This is a genomic window from Thioalkalivibrio sp. ALE30 (assembly GCF_000377465.1).
Taxonomy (GTDB): Bacteria; Pseudomonadota; Gammaproteobacteria; order Ectothiorhodospirales; family Ectothiorhodospiraceae; genus Thioalkalivibrio.
Genome location: NZ_KB898179.1, coordinates 20,714 through 38,128 on the forward strand (window position 1 = coordinate 20,714; position 17,415 = coordinate 38,128).

17 protein-coding genes are annotated in these 17,415 nt (G+C 68.7%); 2 read left to right on the forward strand and 15 right to left on the reverse strand.

Features of this window, described 5'->3' with window-relative positions; all coding sequences use genetic code 11:
* Window positions 1-118: 118 nt before the first annotated feature.
* The 3 genes from clpB to rluD all read right to left on the reverse strand — a co-directional run bounded on the left by clpB (window position 119) and on the right by rluD (window position 4,626).
* Window positions 119-2,701 (reverse strand): ATP-dependent chaperone ClpB, encoded by a 2,583-nt coding sequence (clpB, locus tag D107_RS0112785; RefSeq protein WP_018875859.1) that lies wholly within the window; start codon window positions 2,699-2,701, stop codon window positions 119-121.
* Window positions 2,702-2,891: 190 nt separating this feature from the next.
* Window positions 2,892-3,674, reverse strand: coding sequence for a peptidoglycan editing factor PgeF (pgeF, locus tag D107_RS0112790; protein ID WP_018881634.1), 783 nt, complete (start codon window positions 3,672-3,674; stop codon window positions 2,892-2,894).
* On the reverse strand, window positions 3,667-4,626 hold the full coding sequence (gene rluD, locus D107_RS0112795; protein ID WP_018880148.1) for a 23S rRNA pseudouridine(1911/1915/1917) synthase RluD: 960 nt from the start codon (window positions 4,624-4,626) through the stop codon (window positions 3,667-3,669). Before rluD ends, pgeF begins: the two co-directional genes overlap by 8 nt.
* Window positions 4,627-4,705: 79 nt before the next feature.
* Between rluD and D107_RS0112800 the strand changes: the two genes are divergently transcribed.
* Window positions 4,706-5,548: an outer membrane protein assembly factor BamD gene (locus D107_RS0112800; protein ID WP_018881635.1), complete on the forward strand. Its 843-nt coding sequence runs from the start codon at window positions 4,706-4,708 to the stop codon at window positions 5,546-5,548.
* Between the two features lie 253 nt (window positions 5,549-5,801).
* On the opposite strand, the gene D107_RS0112805 is transcribed toward D107_RS0112800, so the two are convergent.
* From D107_RS0112805 to D107_RS0112860, 12 genes are all read right to left on the reverse strand, one after another.
* Complete coding sequence (locus D107_RS0112805) at window positions 5,802-6,140, reverse strand: P-II family nitrogen regulator (protein WP_017940393.1); 339 nt, start codon at window positions 6,138-6,140, stop codon at window positions 5,802-5,804.
* 420 nt (window positions 6,141-6,560) lie between these two features.
* On the reverse strand, window positions 6,561-8,255 hold the full coding sequence (locus D107_RS0112810) for an NAD+ synthase (protein WP_018880150.1): 1,695 nt from the start codon (window positions 8,253-8,255) through the stop codon (window positions 6,561-6,563).
* Window positions 8,256-8,262: 7 nt separating this feature from the next.
* Window positions 8,263-9,132 (reverse strand): succinate--CoA ligase subunit alpha, encoded by an 870-nt coding sequence (gene sucD, locus D107_RS0112815; protein WP_018878278.1) that lies wholly within the window; start codon window positions 9,130-9,132, stop codon window positions 8,263-8,265.
* Complete coding sequence (sucC, locus tag D107_RS0112820; protein ID WP_018881636.1) at window positions 9,129-10,289, reverse strand: ADP-forming succinate--CoA ligase subunit beta; 1,161 nt, start codon at window positions 10,287-10,289, stop codon at window positions 9,129-9,131. Before sucC ends, sucD begins: the two co-directional genes overlap by 4 nt.
* A 70-nt stretch (window positions 10,290-10,359) precedes the next feature.
* Complete coding sequence (panD, locus tag D107_RS0112825) at window positions 10,360-10,740, reverse strand: aspartate 1-decarboxylase (RefSeq protein WP_026280257.1); 381 nt, start codon at window positions 10,738-10,740, stop codon at window positions 10,360-10,362.
* 266 nt (window positions 10,741-11,006) lie between these two features.
* The gene (gene panC, locus D107_RS0112830; RefSeq protein ID WP_018881637.1) at window positions 11,007-11,885 is read right to left on the reverse strand and encodes a pantoate--beta-alanine ligase; all 879 of its coding nucleotides are present in this window, start codon (window positions 11,883-11,885) and stop codon (window positions 11,007-11,009) included.
* Window positions 11,886-11,900: 15 nt separating this feature from the next.
* Window positions 11,901-12,695 (reverse strand): 3-methyl-2-oxobutanoate hydroxymethyltransferase, encoded by a 795-nt coding sequence (panB, locus tag D107_RS0112835; RefSeq protein ID WP_018881638.1) that lies wholly within the window; start codon window positions 12,693-12,695, stop codon window positions 11,901-11,903.
* A 35-nt stretch (window positions 12,696-12,730) separates the two neighbouring features.
* Entirely contained in the window at window positions 12,731-13,381 is a 651-nt protein-coding gene (locus D107_RS0112840; protein WP_018867136.1) for a deoxynucleoside kinase, read from the reverse strand.
* A complete protein-coding gene (folK, locus tag D107_RS0112845) occupies window positions 13,378-13,920 on the reverse strand; it encodes a 2-amino-4-hydroxy-6-hydroxymethyldihydropteridine diphosphokinase (RefSeq protein WP_018880152.1) in 543 nt (180 codons plus the stop codon). Before folK ends, D107_RS0112840 begins: the two co-directional genes overlap by 4 nt.
* Window positions 13,917-15,344, reverse strand: a complete 1,428-nt coding sequence (gene pcnB / locus D107_RS0112850; RefSeq protein ID WP_018880153.1) for a polynucleotide adenylyltransferase PcnB — start codon at window positions 15,342-15,344, stop codon at window positions 13,917-13,919. The genes folK and pcnB overlap by 4 nt, the downstream gene beginning before the upstream one ends.
* Before the next feature lie 52 nt (window positions 15,345-15,396).
* Complete coding sequence (locus D107_RS0112855) at window positions 15,397-15,864, reverse strand: NUDIX hydrolase (RefSeq protein ID WP_017940404.1); 468 nt, start codon at window positions 15,862-15,864, stop codon at window positions 15,397-15,399.
* Window positions 15,861-16,301 (reverse strand): RNA-binding S4 domain-containing protein, encoded by a 441-nt coding sequence (locus D107_RS0112860; protein WP_017940403.1) that lies wholly within the window; start codon window positions 16,299-16,301, stop codon window positions 15,861-15,863. The genes D107_RS0112855 and D107_RS0112860 overlap by 4 nt, the downstream gene beginning before the upstream one ends.
* Window positions 16,302-16,416: 115 nt before the next feature.
* Here D107_RS0112860 and D107_RS0112865 point away from each other — a divergent pair, with 115 nt between their 5' ends.
* Window positions 16,417-17,106 (forward strand): glutathione S-transferase family protein, encoded by a 690-nt coding sequence (locus D107_RS0112865; protein WP_018875871.1) that lies wholly within the window; start codon window positions 16,417-16,419, stop codon window positions 17,104-17,106.
* Window positions 17,107-17,415: the final 309 nt, after the last annotated feature.

The window sequence follows — 17,415 nt, forward strand, 5'->3', positions numbered from 1 at the left end:
CAACCCCCTCGGCGCACGTCCCGTTGCGCCAGGCCCGCGATTGTGTCGCAGCGCGGACCCGGCATGAAAAAGGCCCGCACCGGGCGGGCCTTGTCGATGTCGCAGGATACCGGACGGATCAGGCCGCGGCCGCCGCCCGGGTGAAGGCCAGCTGCTCGCCGGCCATGTCCACCTCGATGGTATCGCCGGGGCCGAACTCGCCGGCCAGAAGCGACTGCGCCAGCGGGTTCTCCAGCTGGGTCTGGATCGCCCGCTTGAGCGGGCGCGCCCCGTAGACCGGGTCGAAGCCCGCGGCCCCCAGGTGATCCAGCGCGGCGTCGGTGATGGTCAGGCCCAGGTCGCGCTCTTCCAGCCGCTTGCGCAGGTACTGCAGCTGGATATCGGCGATCGCGCGGATCTGTTCGCGCTCCAGCGGATGGAACACCACCACGTCGTCCACCCGGTTGATGAACTCGGGACGGAAGTGCTGCCCGACGATCTCCATCACCGCGCCCTTCATCGCCGCGTAGTTCTCCTCGCCGGCCATCTCCTGGATCTGCTGCGAGCCCAGGTTGGAGGTCATCACGATCACCGTATTGCGGAAGTCCACGGTGCGGCCATGCCCGTCGGTCAGGCGGCCGTCATCCAGCACCTGCAGCAGCACGTTGAAGACATCCGGGTGCGCCTTCTCGACCTCGTCGAGCAGGATCACGGAGTACGGCTTGCGGCGCACGGCCTCGGTCAGGTAGCCGCCCTCCTCGTAGCCGACGTAGCCCGGGGGCGCCCCGATCAGCCGCGCCACGGAGTGCTTCTCCATGAACTCGGACATGTCGATGCGCACCATCGCCTCTTCGGTGTCGAACAGGAACCCGGCCAGCGCCTTGGTCAGCTCGGTCTTGCCCACACCGGTCGGGCCAAGGAACAGGAACGAGCCGTTCGGGCGGTTCGGGTCGGACAGGCCCGCCCGCGAGCGGCGGATGGCGTTGGCCACCGCGCGCACCGCCTCGGACTGACCAACCACGCGGTCACCAATGGCCTCTTCCATGCGCAGCAGCTTGTCCTTCTCGCCCTCCAGCATCTTGGAGACCGGGATGCCGGTCCAGCGCGAGACGACCTCGGCGATCTCCTCGTCGGTGACCTTGTTGCGCAGCAGCTGGGTCTCCTGGCTCTCCATCTCGTGAGCCATGGCGAGGGACTTCTCCAGGTCCGGGATACGGCCGTACTGCAGTTCCGACATGCGCGACAGATCCCCGGCGCGGCGGGCCGTCTCCAGCTCGGTACGGGCGCGCTCGAGCTCTTCCTTCAACTGGGCCGCCCCGGAGACCGAGGCCTTCTCGGACTTCCACACTTCTTCCAGGTCGGAGTACTCGCGCTCCAGGCGTTCGATCTCCTCCTCCAGCGTGCCCAGGCGCTTCTTCGAGGCGTCGTCGGATTCCTTCTTCAGGGCCTCGCGCTCGATCTTCAGCTGGATCAAGCGCCGTTCCAGCCGGTCCATGGACTCGGGCTTGGAGTCGATCTCCATGCGGATGCGCGAGCTGGCCTCGTCGATCAGGTCGATCGCCTTGTCCGGCAGCTGCCGGTCGGTGATGTAGCGCTGCGACAGCTGTGCGGCGGCGACGATCGCCGGGTCGGTGATCTCGATCCCGTGGTGGACCTCGTAGCGCTCCTTCAGCCCGCGCAGGATGGCGATGGTGTCTTCCTGCGTGGGCTCGTCCACCAGCACCTTCTGGAAGCGGCGCTCCAGCGCGGCGTCCTTCTCGATGTTCTGGCGGTATTCGTCCAGCGTGGTCGCGCCGATGCAGTGCAGCTCGCCGCGCGCCAGGGCCGGCTTGAGCATGTTGCCGGCGTCCATCGCGCCCTCGGCCTTGCCCGCGCCCACCAGGGTGTGGATCTCGTCGATGAACAGGATCACGCGACCCTCTTCCTGCGACAGCTCCTTGAGCACAGACTTCAGGCGCTCCTCGAAATCGCCGCGGTACTTGGCCCCGGCCAGCAGCGCCCCCAGGTCCAGCGCCAGCACGCGCTTGTCCTTGAGCCCCTCCGGCACCTCGCCGTTGACGATACGCTGGGCCAGGCCCTCGACGATCGCGGTCTTGCCCACACCCGGCTCGCCGATCAGCACCGGGTTGTTCTTGGTGCGCCGCTGCAGCACCTGGACCGAGCGGCGGATCTCCTCGTCACGGCCGATCACCGGGTCCAGCTTGCCCTGCTCGGCGCGCTCGGTGAGGTCGATGGTGTACTTGTCCAGGGCCTGGCGGTTCTCCTCGGCGTTCGGGTCGTCCACCTGGGCCCCGCCGCGCATGTCCTCCACGGCCTTCTCCAGGGAGTCCTTGTTGGCGCCAGCGTTGCGCAGCATCTCGCCGACACCGGCCTTCTCGTCGATCGCCGCGAGCAGGAACAGCTCGCTGGGGATGTACTGGTCCTTGCGCTCCTGGGCGAGCTTGTCGCAGACGTTCAGCATGCGCCCCAGGTCATTGGAGACATGCACCTCGCCCGCGGCGCCTTCCACCTTCGGCAGGCGATCCAGCGCCTCGCCCAAAGCGGAGCGCAACTGGCGCACGTTGGCGCCGGCGCGGTCGAGCACGTGACGGATCGTGCCCCCCTCCTGGTCCAGCAGGGCCAGCAGCAGGTGGGACGGCTCGATGAACTGATGGTCGCGGCCAACCGCGAGCGACTGTGCGTCCGCGATGGCGGACTGGAATTTGGTGGTCAGGCGATCCATTCGCATTGGGAAACCCCTCGGTCGAATCTTGTTGAACTGACACCAACGTTGGGGACAATCCCCCCGGCTTCAAGGATAGACGCGCGGAAACCGCTGCGCGGGGCCAGAGCCGAGGCTCGCCGCGAAACCAGCGTCGGGGTGCATCCAGCGACTGCCACGGCCCCTGGCAGGGCCTCGCAGTGACAGGTGGCTATCGCGCGGGGTCGGGGGCGAACCACACGAGCGTGCCCATGCGGCCGGTCGCTCCGTCGCGACGATAGGAATAGAAGGTCTCCGCCTCGGTGAAGGTGCAGCGGCCCCCGCCGGCGACCTGCGCCACACCGGCCCGCTGCAGCCGCTGGCGCGCCAGCCGGTAGAGATCCGCCAGCAGGCGCCCCCCGGCACCGGGCCGAAACGCGGCATCGGCCTCCGGATCCTGCGCCCGAAAGGCCTCGCGCACCTCGGGCCCGACCTCGAAGGATTCCGGTCCGATCGCCGCCCCCATCCAGGCCTGAACGGGCACTCCCGGACGCAGGCATTCCAGGGCCGTGATCGTGGCCTCCAGCACGCCATCGGCCAGCCCGCGCCAGCCGGCGTGGGCCACCCCGACCGCTGCGCCGTCCACTGTCGCCAGCACCACGGGCAGACAATCGGCGGTCTGCACGGCGCAGATCGCCCCCGGCCGGTCGCTGACCACCGCATCGGCCTCGGGCGTATCGCCCGCCTTCAGCGCCGCCTGCAGGGCATCGGCGGTGATCACGGTCGTCCCATGGACCTGGCGCGGCCAGGCGATGGGCGCGGCGCACCCCAGGGACTGTTCCAGTCGGCGCCGGTTTTCCGCCACGTGATCCGGGGTATCGCCAGTATGCAGGGCCAGATTCAGCGCGGCCCAGGGCCCGGTACTGACGCCACCCGTCCGGGTCGTCTGCAGCGCGTGCACCCCGGCCGGGAGTTCCCCGGGCCCGGGTTTCAACAGCGGCAGGGCCTCAGACATCCCCGGCCTCCCGGGCATCGGCGCGCAGGGCCGCGAGCAGGGCCTCGAAATCCTCCGGCAGCGGGGCCTCGAAGGCGCAGGGCTCGCCCGTCTCCGGATGCTCGAACTCCAGGCGGGCCGCATGCAGGGCCTGGCGCTTGAAGGCCGCGACCGTCGCCTTCGCCGCTTCGCCCATGCCCTTCACCGGGCGCGGACGACCGCCGTAGGTCATATCCCCCACAATCGGGTGGCGGATATGTGCCATATGCACACGGATCTGATGGGTGCGCCCGGTCTCCAGGCGCACGTTCAGCAGGGTGTGCGCGGGAAAGCGCTCGGCCACTCGGTAATGCGTGACCGCGGGCTTGCCGGCCGCGGTCACGGCCTGGCGCTTGCGATCAACCGGATGACGCCCGATCGGCTCGTCGATGGTGGCCCCGCTGATCACTCGGCCCTGGACCAGGGCGCGGTACTCGCGGTGTACGCTGCGCGCCTGCAACTGGCGCACCAGGGCGGTCTGGGCCTCGGGCGTACGCGCGACCACCATCAGGCCGGTGGTGTCCTTGTCGAGGCGGTGGACCACCCCGGCGCGCGGCAGCTGCGCCAGCTCCGGGGCGTGGTGCAGCAGGGCATTGACCAGCGTGCCGTCGCGATGCCCGGCCGCCGGGTGGGCCACCAGCCCGGCGGGCTTGTTGACCACCAGCACCGCGGCGTCCTCGTACACGATGTCCAGCGCAATGGCCTCGGGCCGGGCCTCCAGCACCGGCGCCTCGGGCGCCGTCAGCTCGACCCGCTCGCCCCCGCGCACCGGCGTGCGCGGGCGGGGCGAGCCACCATCCACCCGCAGCGCGCCCTCCTTCAGCCACTGGGTCAGCTGGCTGCGCGAGTACTCCGGGAACAGCCGCGCCAGCGCGGCATCCAGGCGCTGTCCCGCCGCTTCTTCCGGCAGACAGGCCTCCCGCGGTTCACTCATTGCGCGGCCTCCCGCTCGTCGCCACCGGGGCTTGATGTTGTAGAATCCCTGCACTTCGGTTCATCTGTGAGGCCTCGCCGTGATTTCTGTCCCGCACCTGTCGCGCCTGCTCGTCGTTCTGATCGTGGCGCTCGTGGTCGCCGGCTGTGCCGGGCGCGAAGACCCCACGCTCGGCTGGTCCGCCAGCCAGCTCTACGGCGAGGCCAAGAACGCCCTGAACGAGGGCAACTACGACCAGGCCGTCGAATACTACGAAAAACTCGAGGCGCGCTATCCCTTCGGGCGCTATGCCCAGCAGGCGCAGATCGAGATCCCCTACGCCTACTACAAGGCCGGCGAGCCGGAACCCGCCCTGGCCGCGGTGGACCGCTTCGTGCAGCTGAACCCGCGCCACCCGAACCTGGATTATGCGTACTACCTGCGCGGGCTGATCAACTTCAACCGCCAGCAGGGCTTCCTCGCCAACCTGTTCCCGCGCGACCCCGCCGAGATGGACCCGGAGCCCTTCGACCAGGCCTTCCAGGACTTCGACCGCCTGATCCGCGAGTTTCCCGACAGCCGCTACGCCCCGGACGCCTACCAGCGCATGATCTACATCCGCAATGCGCTGGCCGCCTACGAACTGCGGGTGGCCGAGTTCTACATGGAACGCACCGCCTGGGTCGCCGCCGCGCAGCGCGCCCGCAACGTGGTGGCCGTATACCCCGGCTCCGAGGTCATGCCGAAGGCCCTGGCCGTGCTGCATCGCGCCTACACCGAGCTCGGCCTGGACGATCACGCCGAGAACACCATGACCGTGCTGGAGCTGAACTATCCGGACGTGGCCGTGGCCGTGCGCGCGGGCGAGCCGGTGGAACTGGAACGCGAGGAACGCCGCGGCCTGTGGCGCGTGATGGACCGCATCCCCTTCCTCACCAACTGAGCCCCCGGGCACTCGTTCAGTCCGCTACGGCACAGAGGGAAAAGCGTCTACAGGAAGGTGGGAAGACTGGAAGGTTGAACGGGTTTGGCCGCCACGGATATTGCGTACGTTCGGGGCTGCGACAGACACCAGCCAACCCCACACCCCAATCACCCTTCCCCTCTTTCGGTCTTCCTGTTAACCGCCATTGACCTTCTTCGTGCCTTCGTGCGCTTCGTGGTAGATCCATAAAGCGCCGGAGAATCCGCGTCGTTCAGAGGGCCTCGCTGCCCTCTTCGCCGGTGCGGATGCGGACCACGCGCGACATGTCGGAGACGAAGATCTTGCCGTCCCCGATCTTGCCGGTGCGCGAGGCCTTCACGATCGCATCGATGCAGGGGTCGACCCGGTCGTCGTCCACCACCAGTTCCAGCTTCACCTTGGGCAGGAAATCGACCACGTATTCCGCGCCCCGGTAGAGCTCGGTGTGGCCCTTCTGGCGCCCGAAGCCCTGGACCTCGGTCGCGGTCATCCCGGCGATACCCATCTCGGTCAGGGCCTCGCGGACATCTTCCAGCTTGAACGGCTTGATGATCGCCTCGATCTTCTTCATGCGAATCCCTTTGGTTGTGCCCGCTGCGCAGGCGCTTGTCTCACCCCTGAAAGTGTATCAAACCCCCGGCCCCGCGCTGTGGTCCTCGCCTGCTCGCGACGTTCGACGCTGCTCTGGATTCACCACGAAGCACACGAAGGCACGAAGAAGGGCCAGGTCAAGGGCGTTTAACAGGAAGACGGGAAGGCTGGAAGAGGGCCTGTGGTTGATCGGGGAAGTCCTTTCCGGTCCGCAATATGCCGCCGTTTCGGATACGTCGGACGGAGCGAGGCACCGAGTCAGTATTGTCGGGGCCCTAAGACCGCAGCCCGGGACACCCCATTCAGAACCTTCGGTACTTCCTGTCTTCCTGTGAACCGTCCTTGACCTTCTTCGTGCCTTCGTGTGCTTCGTGGTGAACTCTGCGCGCGTCGGAGCGGATCAGTCCGGGCGGTAGCCGGAGGTGATCGGGTAGCGCCGGTCGCGGCCAAAGGCGCGCGGGCTGACCCGTATCCCGGGCGCGGCCTGGCGGCGCTTGTACTCGGCGATGAACACCATGCGGGCGATGCGCTCCACCGTGGGGCGGTCAAAACCCTGCGCGACGATGTCGGCGACGGACCGTTCCTGCTCGACAAAGGCCTCGAGGATCGCGTCCAGCACCTCGTAGGGCGGCAGCGAGTCGGCATCCTGCTGATCCGGCGCCAGCTCCGCGCTGGGCGGACGTTCGATCACCCGCTCCGGGATCGCCGGCCCGCGCGTGTTGCGCCAGCGCGCCAGGCGATACACCCACTGCTTGGAGACATCCTTCAGCGGCGCGAAACCGCCATTCATATCGCCGTACAGCGTGGAGTAGCCCACCGCCATCTCGGACTTGTTGCCCGTGGCCAGCAACAGCTTGCCACTGCGGTTGGACAGCGCCATCAGGAGCACCCCCCGGGCGCGCGCCTGCAGGTTCTGCTCGGTCACGTCCCCCGCCCCGGCAGGATACGCGGACAGGGCATCCCCCAGCCCCGCCATAAAGCTCTCGACCATCGGTTCGATCGCGATCTCGTGATACTCCAGCCCCAGCAGCCGGGCCTGTGCCTCGGCGTCCTCGATGCTGATCGAGGCGGTATAGCGATAGGGCATCATCACGGCCGTGACCGCCGCCGGGCCCAGGGCGTCGGTGGCCAGCGCCGCGGTCAGCCCGGAGTCGATCCCGCCGGACAGGCCCAGCAGCACCCCGGGAAAGCCGTTCTTGGTCACGTAGTCGCGGATGCCGATCATCAGCGCCTGGTAGAGGTCGCGGGCATCGGCCTCGTCCGGTTCCGGACCGGGGTCGGTCAGGGTCGGCCGGATGCCGCAGGCGGACAGGTGCAGGTGCTCGTCGCGGGGGTGCAGAATCGGACCCTGCACCCCGCGGCGCGCCTCCACCTGCCCCTGGCCGGTCGCCCAGGCCGGCAGCACGGCCCGCGCGCCGTTGACCGGATCCTGCACGAAAGAACGACCGTCGAAGACCAGCTCGTCCTGGCCGCCTACCTGGTTCACGTAGACGACCGGGCAACCGGTCTCGGCGACGCGCTGGCCCACCACGCGCAGGCGTTCCTCGGCCTTGCCGCGGTGGTAGGGCGACGCGTTGAGATTCAGCAGGAGCTCGGCCCCGGCGGCCCGCGCCGCGGTCGCCGGACCCGGCTGCCAGATGTCCTCGCAGACCGTCAGTCCGACCCGCCAGCCGTCCAGTTCGACCACGCAGGCCTCGGTGCCGGCGACGAAGTAGCGCTCTTCGTCGAACACCGAGTAATTGGGCAGGACCTGCTTGGCATAGCGCGCGATGCAGGCCCCGTCGCGCAGCCAGAGCGCCGCGTTGATCAGGCCCGCCTCCCCGTGCACCGGGGCGCCCAGGATCACATCGATACCCCGCGCCGCCTCGGTGATCGCAGTCACCACGCGCTCCACGCCCAGCAGAAACGCCGGACGCAGCAGCAGGTCCTCCGGCGGGTAGCCGGTGACCGCCAGTTCGGGGAACACCACTGCGCGGGCGCCGCCGGCGCGGGCCTGTTCGATCGCCTCGAGGATGCGGTGGCGGTTGTCCTCCAGACCGCCCACCACCGGGTTGATCTGGGCCAGGGCCAGACGCAGGGGCGAATCGGCGCTCATCCGCGGATCAGACCAGTGCGGACTGCATCGCGGCGCCCAGTTCCGCCGGGCTCTCGGCCACGGTCGCACCGGCCTCGCGCAGGGCGGTCATCTTCTGCGCCGCGGTGCCCTGACCACCGGCGATGATCGCCCCGGCATGGCCCATGCGCCGGCCCGGCGGTGCGGTGGCGCCGGCAATATAGGCGGCAACCGGCTTGTCGAATTCGTCCGCGATAAAGCGCGCGGCGCGTTCCTCGGCGTCGCCACCGATCTCGCCCACCATCAGCACGCCGTCGGTCTCCGGATCCTCGCGGAACAGGCGCAGGCAGTCGACAAAGTCCAGGCCCTGGATCGGGTCACCACCGATGCCCACGCAGGTGCTCTGGCCCAGTCCAAGGTCCGAGGTCTGCTTGACCGCCTCGTAGGTCAGCGTACCCGAGCGCGAGATGATGCCGATGCGCCCGCGGCGATGGATGTAGCCGGGCATGATCCCGACCTTGCAGGCATCCGGGGTGATGATGCCCGGGCAGTTGGGGCCAATCAGGCGCGTCGGGCTGCCGGCCAGCACCTGCTTGACCCGGACCATGTCCTGTACCGGGATGCCCTCGGTGATGCAGACCGCCAGCTCGATCCCGGCGTCCGCCGCCTCGCAGATCGCGTCCGCGGCGAACGGGGCCGGCACGTAGATCATGCTGACGGTCGCGCCGGTGGTCGCCACCGCGTCGGCCACGGTATCGAACACTGGCCGATCCAGATGGGTCTGCCCGCCCTTGCCAGGGGTCACGCCCCCGACCAGGCGGGTGCCGTAGGCGATGGCCTGTTCCGAGTGGAAACTGCCCTGCTTTCCGGTGAAGCCCTGACAGATCACTTTGGTGTCGCGGTCGACAAGGATGCTCATACCACGGCCTCCACGGCGGCCCGAGCTGCCGCGTCCAGATCAGCGGCCGGGATCACGTCCAGGCCCGAGTTCGCCAGCGCACTGCGGCCCTGCTCGGCGTTGGTGCCCTCCAGGCGCACCACCACCGGCACCTGGACCTGCACCTCGCGGATCGCGGCGATGATCCCCTCGGCGATCAGGTCGCAGCGCACGATGCCGCCGAAGATGTTGACCAGTACGGCCTTCACCGAGGCATCGGACAGGATCAGCTTGAAGGCCGCGGTCACCCGCTCCACCGTCGTGCCGCCACCGACATCCAGGAAGTTGGCGGGTTCGCCGCCGTGGTGCTGGATCAGGTCCATGGTCGCCATCGCCAGGCCGGCACCGTTGACCATGCAGCCGATGGAGCCATCCAGGCGGATGTAATTGAGGTCGTGCTCGTGCGCCTGTTCCTCGGCCGGGTCGCGCTGGCGCGCGTCGCGCTCTTCGAACAGCGCCTTCTGGCGGTAGGCTGCGGAGTCGTCGATGGTCAGCTTGGCGTCGATCGCCAGCAGCCGGTCATCGCCGGTCAGCACCAGCGGGTTGATCTCGAGCAACTGGGCATCGAGCTGCTGGAACAGGGCATGCGCGTTGGTCACCAGCTGCGCCATCGCCTTGGCGGCGGCGCCGGCCAGGCCCAGGGTCGAGGCCACCCGGCGGCCATGAAACGGCATTACCCCGGTGGCCGGATGGATCGGCAGGGTCACGACCGCCTCGGGGCGCTCGGCCGCCAGCGTCTCGATATCCATGCCGCCCTCGGCGGAGACCACCAGCGCCAGGCGCTCGCGCGCGCGGTCCACCAGCATGGCGAAGTAGAATTCGCGGGCAATATCCACCGCCGGCTCCAGCAGCAGCTGGTCCACCGGCAGCCCCTCGGGGCCGCTCTGGCCGGTGACCAGGCGCGAACCCAGCAGGTTCTCCGCCGCCGCGCGCGCCGCATCGAGGGAATCCGCCATCACCACGCCGCCGGCCTTGCCACGACCGCCGGAGTGGACCTGGGCCTTGACCAGCACGCGCTCGGTACCCAGCGCCTGCCAGGCGCCGGGTAGTGCATCGATCGCGGTGATCACCTGACCGTCGGGAACGGGGATGCCGGCGTCGCGAAAGCGCGCCTTGGCCTGAAATTCGTGGAGATTCATGGGCGTCGAGGATAGCGGCGCGCCCCCGGCCCGACAACTGCGGGCGGGCCGTGCGCGGAGGAGAGGGAAATCAGGCGGCCTGGACCGGGATGCCGTGACCGGTGCGAATGATCCGGTTGGCGGCGTCGAGATAGACCAGGTCGGGGGTGAATTCGCGGGCCTCGGCGGCCTCCATCTGAGCATAGGCGCAGATGATCACGCGATGGCCCACCGCCGCCTTGTGCGCGGCCGCGCCATTGACCGAGATGATGCCGGAACCGGCCTCGCCCTCGATCGCGTAGGTCGTGAAGCGCTCGCCATTGTCGATGTTGTAGATCTGGATCTGCTCGAACGGCAGGATGCCGGCCGCCTCCAGCAGGCGGGTATCGATCGCGCAGGAGCCTTCGTACTCCAGCTCGCAATGCGTGACCCGGCCCTGATGCAGCTTGCCTTTCAGCATAGTGACAACCATACGGCGAATTCCCGGCTTGTACCTCGGAAGGGCGGAAAATTATCCGCGATCCCGGCGACCACGGCAAACCCGCCCGTTCGGGTCAATGTTTTTTCACCACGAAGCCCACGAAGGCACGAAGAAATTCAAGGGCCATTAACAGGAAGGCTGGAAGACAGGAAGGGATTCTTGATTGGCGGTGCGTAGACGATCAAGGGCCATCCGGCCCTCTTCAAATCTTCCCGTCTTCCTGTGAACGTTCTTTGCTTCGTGGTTGCCAAAAAGGATCAGGCCGGGCGGGTGCGGACGTTGTCGATCAGGCGCACGTCCTCCAGCCAGGCGGCGGACAGGACCACGAGGTCCTGCTCAGCCAGCGGTACGCCCGAGGCCGGCTCCAGCAGGTCCTCGGCGCGGCGGATGGAAAGGTACTCCGGATCGAAACCGGCCTCGCGCAGTCGTTCGCAGGCCCGTCCCTCGACCTCGGGGATGCGGTCGGCGTCGAACACAGTGGCGGTACGGCAGACCATCGCGACCTCGTCCAGCACCCGCTTGAGTTCGGGGGCTACCGCACGGGCGGCCTCCGACAGCTGATGGTTGCGCGAGCTGAAGGCCAGACCGTCCGCCTCGCGCACCGTGGGGATGGCCTCCACCCGGGTCGGGATGTCCAGCCCCTGCACCATGCGCTCGATCAGCTTGAACTGCTGGAAGTCCTTCTCGCCGAACAGGGCCAGGTCCGGGCGCACCAGGTTGAACAGCTTGGTCACCACGGTGGCCACCCCGTCGAAGTGCCCCGGTCGGTAGTCCCCCTCGAGGATCTCCGACAGCCCCGGCACGACCACGCGCACCGGGGGCATGCCGTCATCGGGATACATGTCCTCGTTGCTGGGGCAGAACAGCGCATCCACGCCGGCATCGGTCGCCAGACGGGCATCCTCCTCCAGGGTGCGCGGATAACGCTCCAGGTCCTCGGCGCGATCAAACTGCAACGGATTCACGAAGATCGAAACCACCACCCGCTGGGCGCGCGCCCGCGCATGCCGGATCAGGGTCAGGTGCCCCTCGTGCAGGTTGCCCATGGTGGGCACCAGCGCCACGGTGCCGCGCCCCTTGCGCGACCACTCTCGATGCATGGCCACCAGCTGTGGCCGATCACGCAGGATTCTCATGCTCGGGCTTCCGTGTCAGGTAAAGGTATGGACGCCGGATTGCGGGAACGCCCGGGTCCGCACGGCGTCGCAGTAGGCGCGTACCGCGCCTTCCAGGGAGCCCCCCTCGGCGAGGAAATCCCGCGCGAAGCGCGGCGGCTCGGGGGTCAGGCCAAGCACATCGGACAGCACCAGCACCTGGCCGTCACAGCGCGGACTGGCGCCGATGCCGATCACCGGCACCCCGGCGCTGCGCACAATGGCATCGGCCAGGCTCTCCGGGATGCCCTCCAGCAGCAGGGCCTGCGCCCCCGCACTCTCCAGGCGCGCGGCCAGGGATTCCATCTCGGCCGCCGCCTTCGGATCGCGCCCCTGCACGCGGTGGCCACCAAAGCGGTGAACGGCCTGCGGCGTCAGCCCAAGGTGGGCGCAGACCGGAATGCCGGCGGACACCAGGCGTTCCACGATCGGTACCTCCACCGCCCCGCATTCGACCTTGACCATGTGCGCCCCGGCCCGCAGCAGTGCCCCGGACTGGGCCAGGGCGGTGGCGACATCGACATCGCCCAGAAACGGGATATCCGCCATGATCAGGGCGTTCTCGCTGCCGCGCGCGACGTTGGCGACGTGATAGACCATGTCGTCCAGCGTCACCGGCAGGGTGGTCGTGTGGCCCTGCACCACCATGCCGAGCGAATCGCCGACCAGGATCACGTCGACCCCGCAGCGGTCCAGCAGCCCGGCGAAGGCCGCGTCGTAGGCAGTGAGGCAGGCGATCGGCTCGCCGGCCTGCTTGCGCCGGGCCAGGGTGTTCACGGTAATCGGCCGCATGTTCATGCCTCCCGGGCAGTCCGGCTTGCCACCCTCTAGAGCGAGATGGGCAACGGGTTGAAGTAGTGCCGCCCGCCCTGGATCGGCTCCAGAAACTGCACCAGCTGGTCGAAATCGGCCGGGTTGTTCACCCAGTCAATCTCGGTGGCGTTCACAATCACGAGCGCCGGTCCTTCGAAATGATAGAAGAATTCCGCGTAGGCGGCGTTCAGCCGTTCCAGGTAACCGGCCTCGATGTGACGTTCGTACGGTCGTGCCCGGCGGCGGATGCGTTCCTGCAGCACGTCCACCGGCGCCTGCAGGTAGATCACCAGGTCCGGACGCGGCAGGCCGCCGCGCAGGTGCCGGAACATCTCGCGATAGATCTCCAGCTCATCGGGGTGCAGGTTCAGCTCGGCGAACAGCGGGTCCTTGTCCATCAGATAGTCGGACACGTGCCGCTGCTCGAACAGCCCCTTCTGCGCCACTGGCGTCAGCTGGCGCACGCGCTGCACCAGGAAGTGCAGCTGGGTCGCCAGGGCGTGCTTGTCCGGCTCCTGGTAGAAGCGGTCGAGGAACGGATTCTCGTCCGGCGCCTCGAAGATGCCCTCGGCCTGAAGGTGCTCGGCCAGGCGTTTCGCCAGGCTGGACTTGCCAACCCCGATCGGCCCCTCGACCGCGATGAAATCGAAATCGCCCAGGCTCATCGGCGTCCCTCCGCCGCCGCGATGCTCACCTCCGGCTCCGCGATCGGAATCAGGCTCGCGCCGTCGAAGCGCCGCGCCAGCCCCTCCAGCGGGCCCGCACCCGGGATCTGCAGACCAGGCGCCAGCTCCAGCAACGGCAGGACCACGAAATCACGCTCGGCGATGCCGGCATGCGGCACCTGCAGGCCCGGCAGATCCAGCGACTGTTCACCGAACAGCAACAGGTCCAGATCCAGAAGCCGCGGCCCCCAGCGGCTGCCGTCGCGCTTGCGGCCGCAGGCGCACTCGATTGCCTGCAGACCCGCCAGCAGGTCCAGCGGCTCCAGACGGGTGTGCAGCCGAGCCACTGCGTTCACGTAGTCGGGCTGGTCCTGCGGGCCCATCGGCGGGTTGCGGAACAGCCGGGAACGCCCGGTCAGGCGCGTCTGCGGCAGTTCCTGTGCCAGACGGTCAAACGCGTCGCGCACCTGCGCCTCGGGCTCGCCCAGGTTGGCGCCGATCCCGATGAAGGCCTGCACGCCGTGATCGGCCGTGCTCACTCGCCACCCCCGGCATCCGGCTTCGAGGCCGTTCCCGCGTTCTCGCCACCACCCTTGCGGCCCCGGCGCCGACGACGACCACCGCGCCGCGACTTGCCCTTGGCACCCGATTTGCCGTCACCTTTCGGCCCCTTCGGGGCCCCGGCCATGGCCTTCTGACCGGCCTCGTCCTGCTCCTGGATCTCGGTCCACCAGCGACACAGCTCGGGGTCGGCATCGCCGGCACGGGCGCGCAGACAGAGGAAGTCGTAGCCGGCGCGAAAACGCGGATGGGTCAGCAGGCGCAGCGCGCGGCCGCCCCGATGGCGCTCCAGGCGCGCCTGCAGTTCCCAGATCTCGCGCACAATCAGGCTGAAGCGCTTGGGGATGGAGACCGTCTTCACCTGCCGATCGAGCACCTCGGCCATCGCCTGTTGCCAGGCGGGGATCTCCTGCTCGCCGTCGTCAATCCGTTGCGCCGCGGCCACCTGAACCGGGGCCCACAGGATCGCGGCATAGAGGAAGGCCGGGTTCACGCCCAGCCCCTCGTTGATGCGCTTGTCGGTGTTCAGCAGCGACTCGACCAGGAACTGGCGCCGCTCGGGACCGACATCCGGATCGGCAAAGCAGTCCGCCGCCTCGGGGAACATCGCCTCGAACAGGCCAAAGCGCTCGAGCTCGTCCAGGCAGGTCACCGCCGCACCGCTGTGGAACAGCTTGATCACCTCGTCGAACAGCCGCGCGGGCGCCACGGTCTGCATCAGCGAGGCCAGCTCATGGATGCCGGCCTCGACCTCCGGTGCGATGGTTAGCCCCAGCTTGGCGGAGAAACGCACCGCCCGCAGCATGCGCACCGGGTCCTCGCGCAGCCGGGTCTCGACGTCGTCGCCGATCAGGCGCAGCACGCCCGCGCGCAGATCCTCGACCCCGCCGGTGTAATCCAGCACCGAGAAGTCCTCGATGTCGTAGTACAGGGCGTTGACGCTGAAGTCGCGGCGGATCGCGTCCTGCTCGATGGTGCCGTAGCGGTTGTCCCGCAGGATGCGTCCTTCCTCGCTCAGTGCCACCTGGCCCTCGTCCCCGGACTCGTCGTCATGCGGGGCGCGAAAGGTCGCCACCTCGATCATCTCGCGCCCGAACAGCACATGCGCCAGGCGGAAGCGGCGCCCGATCAGGCGACAGTTGCGGAACAGCCCGCGCACCTGCTCGGGCGTCGCGTCGGTGGCAACGTCGAAATCCTTCGGTTCGCGGCCCAGCAGCAGGTCACGCACGCCGCCGCCCACCAGACAGGCACGGTAACCCGCGTCGCGCAGGCGATAGAGCACCTTCAGGGCGTTGTCGTCGATCGCCGCGCGCGAGATCCCGTGATCCGCGCGCTCGTAGACGCGCGGTTCCGGCAGCTCGCTGTCGGGTCGAGTCGGGGTTGCGGGGTCAGCCTTTGTCACGCGATACCGTAGCGGTGGTCGAAAGCGCCGTATGGTAACAGCTTGGCCGGCTTCATCCCGCTTTTCGCACCGGGCGTGGCGCGGCGGTTTCACCGGTCAGACGCCAGCGGCGGTAGTCATCGAGGATGCGCCGGTGATCGAACACCAGGACCGGATCCGGATCCTCCGGGTCCAGCCAGGCGCAGTCGGTGGCATCGTCGGCGGCCTTCGCCTCGCCCCGGCCACGGGCGATATAGACCGCGCTGACGGTATGCCCGCGCGGATCGCGCTCCGGGTCGGAATAAACGCCCAGCAACACCTCCAGCTCGACCTCCAGCCCGGTCTCCTCGCGCGCCTCGCGCACCGCGGCATGCTCGGCGGACTCGCCAACGTCGACGAAGCCCCCGGGGAGCGCCCAGCCATGCGGGGGGTTGCGCCGCTCGATCACCAGCACCCGACCGGGCTGGGCCGGATGACGGATCACCAGATCCACCGCCACACGCGGGGTCACCGGAGGGCCACTGCCTTCGAGGGATGTCACTCGGATTCGCTCCTGTCGCTGTCATCCTGGCGAATAAAACGGCGAATCTTGCGCCGCTCGCGCTTGTCCGGCCGGCGGCTGGGCGCACTGTCCGCCACCGCGCGCTCGGCCCGGCGGCGCTCGCTTTCCGCCTCGCGCCGGGCCTGGCTCTCCGGGGTCTCCTCGTACAGAGCCTGTGCCTCGCGGGCCGGCCGGCGCTGCTCGTTCAGCCCCACCACGTCCAGCTCCCAGACCTGCGGGCCCCGATGGATCGTCAGGCGGTCACCGGGATGCACGCGCCGCGCCGGCTTGCAGCGCTCGCCGTTCACGTGGACCTTGCCGCCGCCAACCGCTTCGCTGGCCAGCCCGCGCGTCTTGTAGAAACGCGCGGCCCACAGCCACTTGTCGATCCGCAGCCCGGCGCTGGGCGCCTCGTGGTGGCCGCTACCCCTGGCCAAGGCTTCCCCGGGCCTGCGCGAGGGGGGACAATGCGCAACCTTTCCAGGCCAGGCACCGACGTTCCGCGGTCATCCGGACCGTGACCTGCCCCGACCCAGGACGCCAAGGACCCTCATGAATCTGCCGCATCTGCACCTGATCAGTTTCGCCATCTGTCCGTTTGTCCAGCGTAGCGTGATCACGCTGAAATACAAGCAGGCCCCGTTCGAACTGAGCCTGATCGATCTGGCCGACCCGCCGGAGTGGTTCCGCGCGCGCTCGCCGCTCGGCAAGGTGCCGGTGCTGATCGTCGACGACGACACCGTGCTGTTCGAGTCGGCGGTGATCAACGAGTATATCGATGCCATCACCCCGCCCGCCCTGATGCCGGTGGACCCCCTGGAACAGGCCCGCACCCGGGCGTGGATCGAGTACCTCTCGGAACAGACCTTCGCCCAGTATCACTGGATGACGGCCGCCACCGAGGACGCCTTCGAGCTCGCGCGCCATACGGCCGCGCGCGGGCTGGAGCGCCTGGAACAACAGATGACGCGGGATGATCGCCTGGCCACCCCGGATTTCTCGCTGATCGACGCGACCCTGGCACCGATCCTGATGCGCTATGCGCTGCTTGCGGACCCGGACAGCCCCTGGGAGGCGGAGGCGTTTCCACGGCTGGCGCAGCGCTGGGAGCGGCTGCGCGAGATGCCGGCCGTGCGGGACTCGGTCCCGGCCGACTTTGCGGCCCAGCTGGCCGACTATCTGCGCAAGCAGGAAGGCTACGCGCCGGCGCATTTCGCGGCGCAGCTCGACGGGTCCGCCTGACCCGGGTTTTCCCCGACCACCCCCCCTTGGGTCGCGCCCGGTTCGGCATCGGGTGTTTGCACTGCCTCCGGCCCGCTTCCTGCCTGGTGGTGGCTGGGCCTGGTTCGGCATCCGGTGTTTACGGTGGCTCCGGTCCACATACTGCCTTGCGCTGACTCGCCAGCGCGCCCCGAGTGACTTCTTTGCTCGTGCAAAGAAGTCACCAAGAAACACGCCCGACTGCCGCGACCCCGGCCCGCTGTGCGGGCCGGGGTTTCCCTCGCTCCGAGGGTTTTCGCGGGCGGCGCTGAACTCGCTGCGCCTGCGGCT

Bases quoted from the DNA above. Each gene is read 5' to 3' on its own strand.
- clpB (WP_018875859.1), bottom strand. From the start codon at position 2,701: ATGGATCGCCTGACCACCAAATTCCAGTCCGCCATCGCGGACGCACAG.
- pgeF (WP_018881634.1), bottom strand. From the start codon at position 3,674: ATGTCTGAGGCCCTGCCGCTGTTGAAACCCGGGCCCGGGGAACTCCCG.
- rluD (WP_018880148.1), bottom strand. From the start codon at position 4,626: ATGAGTGAACCGCGGGAGGCCTGTCTGCCGGAAGAAGCGGCGGGACAG.
- D107_RS0112805 (WP_017940393.1), bottom strand. From the start codon at position 6,140: ATGAAGAAGATCGAGGCGATCATCAAGCCGTTCAAGCTGGAAGATGTC.
- D107_RS0112810 (WP_018880150.1), bottom strand. From the start codon at position 8,255: ATGAGCGCCGATTCGCCCCTGCGTCTGGCCCTGGCCCAGATCAACCCG.
- sucD (WP_018878278.1), bottom strand. From the start codon at position 9,132: ATGAGCATCCTTGTCGACCGCGACACCAAAGTGATCTGTCAGGGCTTC.
- sucC (WP_018881636.1), bottom strand. From the start codon at position 10,289: ATGAATCTCCACGAATTTCAGGCCAAGGCGCGCTTTCGCGACGCCGGC.
- panD (WP_026280257.1), bottom strand. From the start codon at position 10,740: ATGGTTGTCACTATGCTGAAAGGCAAGCTGCATCAGGGCCGGGTCACG.
- panC (WP_018881637.1), bottom strand. From the start codon at position 11,885: ATGAGAATCCTGCGTGATCGGCCACAGCTGGTGGCCATGCATCGAGAG.
- panB (WP_018881638.1), bottom strand. From the start codon at position 12,695: ATGCGGCCGATTACCGTGAACACCCTGGCCCGGCGCAAGCAGGCCGGC.
- D107_RS0112840 (WP_018867136.1), bottom strand. From the start codon at position 13,381: ATGAGCCTGGGCGATTTCGATTTCATCGCGGTCGAGGGGCCGATCGGG.
- D107_RS0112865 (WP_018875871.1), top strand. From the start codon at position 16,417: ATGAATCTGCCGCATCTGCACCTGATCAGTTTCGCCATCTGTCCGTTT.